General features: G+C 69.6%; 4 protein-coding genes. All 4 read right to left on the bottom strand.

The window, feature by feature from the left end; translation table 11 throughout:
• Positions 1–599, bottom strand: a 599-nt coding sequence (locus tag ACWD4J_RS25045) for a flavodoxin-dependent (E)-4-hydroxy-3-methylbut-2-enyl-diphosphate synthase (RefSeq protein WP_451397662.1), incomplete at its 3' end; no start/stop codon positions are given.
• A gap of 176 nt (positions 600–775) precedes the next feature.
• The gene (locus ACWD4J_RS25040) at positions 776–2,080 is read right to left on the bottom strand and encodes a M50 family metallopeptidase (RefSeq protein ID WP_451397661.1); all 1,305 of its coding nucleotides are present in this window, start codon (positions 2,078–2,080) and stop codon (positions 776–778) included.
• Positions 2,077–3,390, bottom strand: a complete 1,314-nt coding sequence (dxr, locus tag ACWD4J_RS25035) for a 1-deoxy-D-xylulose-5-phosphate reductoisomerase (protein ID WP_451397660.1) — start codon at positions 3,388–3,390, stop codon at positions 2,077–2,079. The genes ACWD4J_RS25040 and dxr overlap by 4 nt, the downstream gene beginning before the upstream one ends.
• 521 nt (positions 3,391–3,911) lie before the next feature.
• Positions 3,912–5,870, bottom strand: a complete 1,959-nt coding sequence (locus ACWD4J_RS25030) for an acyl-CoA dehydrogenase family protein (RefSeq protein ID WP_451397659.1) — start codon at positions 5,868–5,870, stop codon at positions 3,912–3,914.
• Positions 5,871–6,088: the final 218 nt, after the last annotated feature.

The following is a 6,088-nucleotide window of genomic DNA, read 5'->3' as shown; positions in this document are numbered from 1 at the left end:
TCGATCATCACGACCGGGTCGTTGTGCTTCACCGAGATCTTGATGTCCCGGAAGTCGTGCTCCTCGAAGAGGGACGCCTCCCAGAGGGCGGACTCGACGAGGGCCTCGGGGGTCGCCTTGCCGTACTTCTGCAGCAGCCGCCTGTCCAGGGAGCCGGCGTTCACGCCGATCCGGATCGGCGTGCCGTGGTCCTTGGCGGCCTTGGCGATCTCCCGAACCTTGTCGTCGAACTGCTTGATGTTGCCGGGGTTCACACGCACGGCCGCGCAGCCCGCCTCGATGGCGGCGAACACGTACTTCGGCTGGAAGTGGATGTCGGCGATGACCGGGATCTGCGACTTCTTCGCGATGACCGGCAGCACGTCGGCGTCGTCCTGCGTGGGACACGCCACCCGCACGATCTGGCACCCCGAAGCCGTCAGCTCCGCGATCTGCTGCAGCGTCGCACCCACATCCGACGTACGCGTCGTCGTCATCGACTGCACCGACACCGGCGCGTCCCCGCCGACGGCCACCGACCCGACCTGGATCTGCCGGCTCTTCCGGCGCTCGGCGAGCTTGGTCGGAACGGACGGCATGCCGAGAGAAATCGCAGTCATCTGCTGTGCAACCCCAAGGTATGGATCAAGGTCCCGTCATCGGCGGGCTCCGGGCCTTCGAGGTTACGGCACACCCTGAGGCCGGAGCACACCACGTCCTTATGTCCACCCCAACGGCAGGCGGCCGGGCAGGAAGCCTGCCCGGCCGCCGTAAATAGGCCGTAAATGGGCCGTGATCAGGAGATTCTCACCGGGTTAACGACGTCCGCAATGAGCACGAGGATCGTGAAGCAGACGAAGATCCCGGCCACGACATAGGCGACGGGCATCAGCTTCGCGACGTCGAACGGGCCCGGGTCGGGCCGCTTGAGCACACGCGCCGTGTGGCGGCGCAGGGACTCCCAGAGCGCGCCCGCGATGTGCCCGCCGTCGAGCGGCAGCAGCGGCAGCATGTTGAACAGGAACAGCGACAGGTTGAAGCCCGCGACGAGGAACAGCATCATCGCGATCTGGTTCTCCGGCGGGATGTCCATCGTGAACACCTCGCCGCCGACCCGGGCCGCACCGACGACCCCTATCGGGGAGTCGGCCGCGCGGGGGCCGTCGCCGAACGCCGCGTCCCACAGGGCGGGGATCTTGGAGGGCAGCGAGACCAGGGACTCGACGCCGTTCTCCATCATGTCGCCCATGCGGTCCACGGACTGGCCGAAGGACTGCTGGACGATGCCGGACGCGGGGGTGAAGCCGAGGAAGCCCGCGTAGACGTACTTGCCCTCGACGTAGCCGCCGTTGCCGTCGGTCTTGCTGACCTGGTTCTTGATCAGGTGTGTCTTGAGGTCCTGCCGCTTGCCGTCACGCTCGACGGTGATGGTGACGTCCTTGCCCGGGTTGGCGCGGATGTCGGCCTGCAGCGTGGACCAGTCGTCCACGGGCGTGCCGTCGAACGCCACGATCTTGTCGCCCGCCTTGAGGCCCGCGGCCTTGGCGGGCGCCGCCTCGTCGCCCTTGTCGCAGGTCGTACGGTTCTCGCTCTGCTGGATGACACAGTCGGAGACCTTGCCGACCGTGGTGGTCTGGGTCTGGACGCCGAAGGTCATCATCACGCCGAGGAAGATCGCCACGGCCAGGACGAGGTTCATGAAGGGGCCGGCGAACATGACGATGACCCTCTTCCACGGCTTGCGCGTGTAGAAGAGGCGGGTCTCGTCGCCGGGCTTGAGCTCCTCGAACGCCGCCGACCTCGCGTCCTCGATCATGCCGCGCCACGGGGAGGTGGAGCGGGCCTCGATGCGGCCGTCCTTGCCGGGCGGGAACATCCCGATCATGCGGATGTAGCCGCCGAGCGGGACGGCCTTGATGCCGTACTCCGTCTCACCCTTCTTGCGGGACCAGACGGTCGGGCCGAATCCCACCATGTACTGCGGCACACGGATGCCGAAGAGCTTCGCGGTCGACAGATGTCCCAGCTCGTGCCAGGCGATCGAGATCATCAACCCGATCGCGAAGACGACTATGCCGAGGATCATCATCAGGGTCGTCATGCACGAGCCTCCGCGGTCGTCCGTGTCGCTTGGGTGGTCTGCGCCGTCAGTTCACGGGCCCGGGCGCGCGCCCAGGTCTCCGCTTCGAGGACGTCCGCGACGGTCAGGGAAGTTCCCGTACGGTGGGGGTCCCCCCGCTCGAGCGAAGCCGAGAGTGGGGGAGTGCCGTGCTCGGCGACGACCTTCGTGACGGTCTCCATGATCCCGAGATACGGCAGGCCGCCGTTCAGGAACGCGTCGACACACTCCTCGTTTGCCGCATTGAACACCGCCGGAGCCGTGCCCGCGAGCTCGCCGACATGCCGGGCGAGCCCCACCGAGGGAAAGGCCTCCTCGTCGAGGGGGAAGAACTCCCAGCTCGACGCCTTGCTCCAGTCGAACGCCGGTGCGGCGTCCGGCACCCGCTCGGGCCAGCCGAGCCCGATCGCGATGGGCCCGCGCATGTCGGGCGGGGTGGCCTGCGCCAGCGTCGATCCGTCGGTGAACTCGACCATCGAGTGGACGTACGACTGCGGGTGCACGACCACCTCGATGCGGTCGAAGGGGATGTCGTAAAGCAGGTGCGCCTCGATGACCTCGAGCCCCTTGTTGACCAGCGTCGCCGAGTTGATGGTGATCACCGGGCCCATGGCCCAGGTGGGGTGCGCCAGGGCGTCCTCGGGCGTGACGTTCGCGAGCTGCGCCTTCGTACGTCCCCGGAACGGGCCGCCGGACGCGGTCACGACGAGCTTGCGCACGTCCGCGCGCGTGCCGGCCGCGAGCGCCTGGAAGAGCGCGGCGTGCTCGGAGTCGACGGGGATGATCTGCCCCGGCTTGGCGAGCGCCTTGACCAGCGGGCCGCCGACGATCAGCGACTCCTTGTTGGCGAGGGCGAGGGTGCGGCCTGCTTCCAGGGCCGCGAGGGTGGGCGCGAGGCCGATGGATCCGGTGATCCCGTTCAGCACGGTGTGGCAGTCGGAGGCGGCGAGCTGCGTGGCCGCGTCGGGTCCGGCGAGGATCTCGGGGAGCGGCTCCCCCGTCCCGTACTGGGCGCTCAGCGCCTCCTGAAGCGCCGGTACGGCGTCTTCGCGCGCGACGGCGACGGTCCGCACCCGCAGCTGCCTGGCCTGCTCGGCCAGCAGCCCGACCCGTCCGCCGGCGGCGGACAGCCCGGTGACCCGGAAGCGGTCGGGGTTGCGCAGCACCAGGTCTATGGCCTGGGTGCCGATCGAACCCGTGGAGCCGAGGATGACGATGTCCCGGGGGCCGTCCCCGACGACGGGGTCGAAGACGAGATGCGGGTCCGCGAGAGGGGCTGGGCTGTCGCTCATCCCTCCATTGTGGCTGCAACCCCCGGGGGTCTGGACAGGGCGCCCCCGTGTGGGCTCCGCCTCTCACGGGAGTCCGGGTACCGGGCCAGGCACCGTGCGTCGCGGGTTGTGCCCACCCCTGCCCGCCGCTGCAGCGGGAACCGAACCGGCCACCGGCCGGAAGCCGCGAGCGTGCCCAAGGGGACGTGGCGGGATGTGCGCCCACTGGGGGCACCTCCCAGGCCTTTGAGGCACTGGGGGAGGCCGGCGCACAGTGTGGGCTGACCCGACGACGTAGGGCTCGGCGCCAGACCTGGGGGCACCTCCCAGGCCCTTAAGGCACTGGGGGAGTACATCCCGCCACGTCCCCGACGCACCCACCGACCGCAGGCGCCCCAGCCGACAACAACCCGCAGACGCGCACGCACCGACCCACCCACCAGCCGCAGGCGTCCGGGCAGACGACAGCCCGTACCCGGGCCCCAGGGGGACGGACCCGGATACGGGCCAGGAGGGCGGGCGTCGCCTGAGGCGCGCGCGCCTCAGCCGATGGGCCGGTGTACGTTCTCCCGTCGCGCCGGCCCAGGCGTGGCGTCCGCGATCCACGGCCCATCGCCCGAGGGGTCGATGACCCCGGACTCCAGCCAGGTGTACATACCGCTCATGACGCCCTTGACCACCTTGCGGTCCAAATCGTCGGTGTTCGTCCACAGGCGGTCGAACAGCTCCTCGACACGGATGCGGGACTGGCGGCAGAACGCGTCGGCGAGCTGGTACGCCTCGCGGCCGTACTCCTCGGTGGTGCGCAGCATCTCCGCCCGTACGCACGCGGCGCTCATCGCGAACAGCTCGGCGCCGATGTCGACGACCCGGCCGAGGAAGCCCTGCTTGGTCTCCATGCGGCCCTGCCAGCGGGACATGGCGTAGAAGGTGGAGCGGGCGAGCTTGCGGGACGACCGTTCGACGAAGCGCAGGTGGGTCGAGAGGTCCACGTGGCCCGCCGGGTGGAACTCCGCGTAGGCACCCGGGAGCTGGCCGGGCCCGGCGACGAGCTTCGGCAGCCAGCGAGCGTAGAAGCCGCCCGCCTTCGCGCCCGCCCTCGCCTTGTCGGAGAGGGATTTCTCGGGGTCGATCAGATCGCCGGCGACCGACAGGTGGGCGTCGACCGCCTCACGGGCGATCAGCAGGTGCATGATCTCCGTGGAGCCTTCGAAGATCCGGTTGATGCGCAGGTCGCGGAGGATCTGTTCGGCGGGGACGGCGCGCTCGCCGCGCGCCGCGAGGGACGCGGCCGTCTCGAAGCCGCGGCCGCCGCGGATCTGGACGAGCTCGTCGGCCATCAGCCAGGCCATCTCGGAGCCGTAGAGCTTGGCCAGTGCCGCCTCGATACGGATGTCGTTGCGGTTCTCGTCGGCCATCTGCGAGGACAGGTCGAGTACGGCCTCCAGGGCGAAGGTCGTCGCCGCGATGAAGGAGATCTTCGAGCCGACGGCCTCGTGGTGGGCGATGGGCTTGCCCCACTGCTCACGGGCGGCCGACCACTCGCGGGCGATCTTCAGGCACCACTTGCCGGCGCCCGCGCACATCGCGGGCAGGGACAGGCGCCCTGTGTTCAGTGTGGTGAGCGCGATCTTCAGGCCGGAGCCCTCCGGGCCGATGCGGTTGGCCGCGGGGACCCGCACCTGGTGGAAGCGCGTGACGCCGTTCTCGATGCCGCGCAGGCCCATGAACGCGTTGCGGTTCTCGACGGTGACGCCCTCGGACGCGGCCTCCACCACGAAGGCCGTGATGCCGCCCTTGTGACCTTCGGACTTCGGTACGCGGGCCATGACGACGAGCAGGTCGGCGACGACACCGTTGGTCGTCCACAGCTTCACGCCGTCGAGGACGTAGTCGTCCCCGTCCGGTACCGCGGTGGTGGCCAGGCGCGCCGGGTCCGAGCCCACGTCGGGTTCCGTGAGCAGGAACGCCGAGATGTCCGTGCGGGCACACCGCGGCAGGAAGGTGTCCTTCTGCTCCTGGGTGCCGAACAACTTCAGCGGCTGCGGTACGCCGATCGACTGATGCGCGGACAGCAGCGCGCCGATCGCGGGGTTGGCCGAGCCCACCAGGGCCAGCGCCTTGTTGTAGTACACCTGGGTGAGTCCGAGGCCGCCGTACTTGGTGTCGATCTTCATGCCGAGGGCGCCGAGCTCCTTGAGGCCCTGGATGACCTCGTCGGGTATCTGCGCGTCGCGCTCGATCCGGGCGCCGTCGATCTTCGTCTCGCAGAAGTCGCGGAGCTTGGCCAGGAACTCCTCGCCGCGCTGGACGTCGTCGGCGGCGGGGGTGGGGTGGGGGTGGATGAGGTCCAGCCGGAAGCGGCCGAGGAAGAGCTCCTTGGCGAAGCTGGGCTTGCGCCAGTCCTGCTCGCGCGCCGCCTCGGCCACCTGACGGGCTTCGCGTTCCGTTACGGCCGGCCTGCGTGTCGTGACGTCCGGCCTTTTGGTTGGTGCGGACATGAGGCTCACCTCGCCGCGCAGTGGGGTCGATTGAGATCGATTGTCCGGTCGGTTACCGACCAGTGCTACTCGTTCGTATGTACCCGATATGCCGGGTGCCCACCAGTCCTCGCGCGCCGTTCGGGGGAATGGGGCCCGCACGGGGAGGCCGGCGCGGTCCGCGCCTACCGCCCGTCCTACGCCGCCCATGCCGTACGCCAACCCGACGACCCAGCCGT

The sequence above is a fragment of the Streptomyces sp. NPDC002577 genome (assembly GCF_053594815.1).
This window is presented reverse-complemented; position numbering and strand designations above follow the sequence as displayed.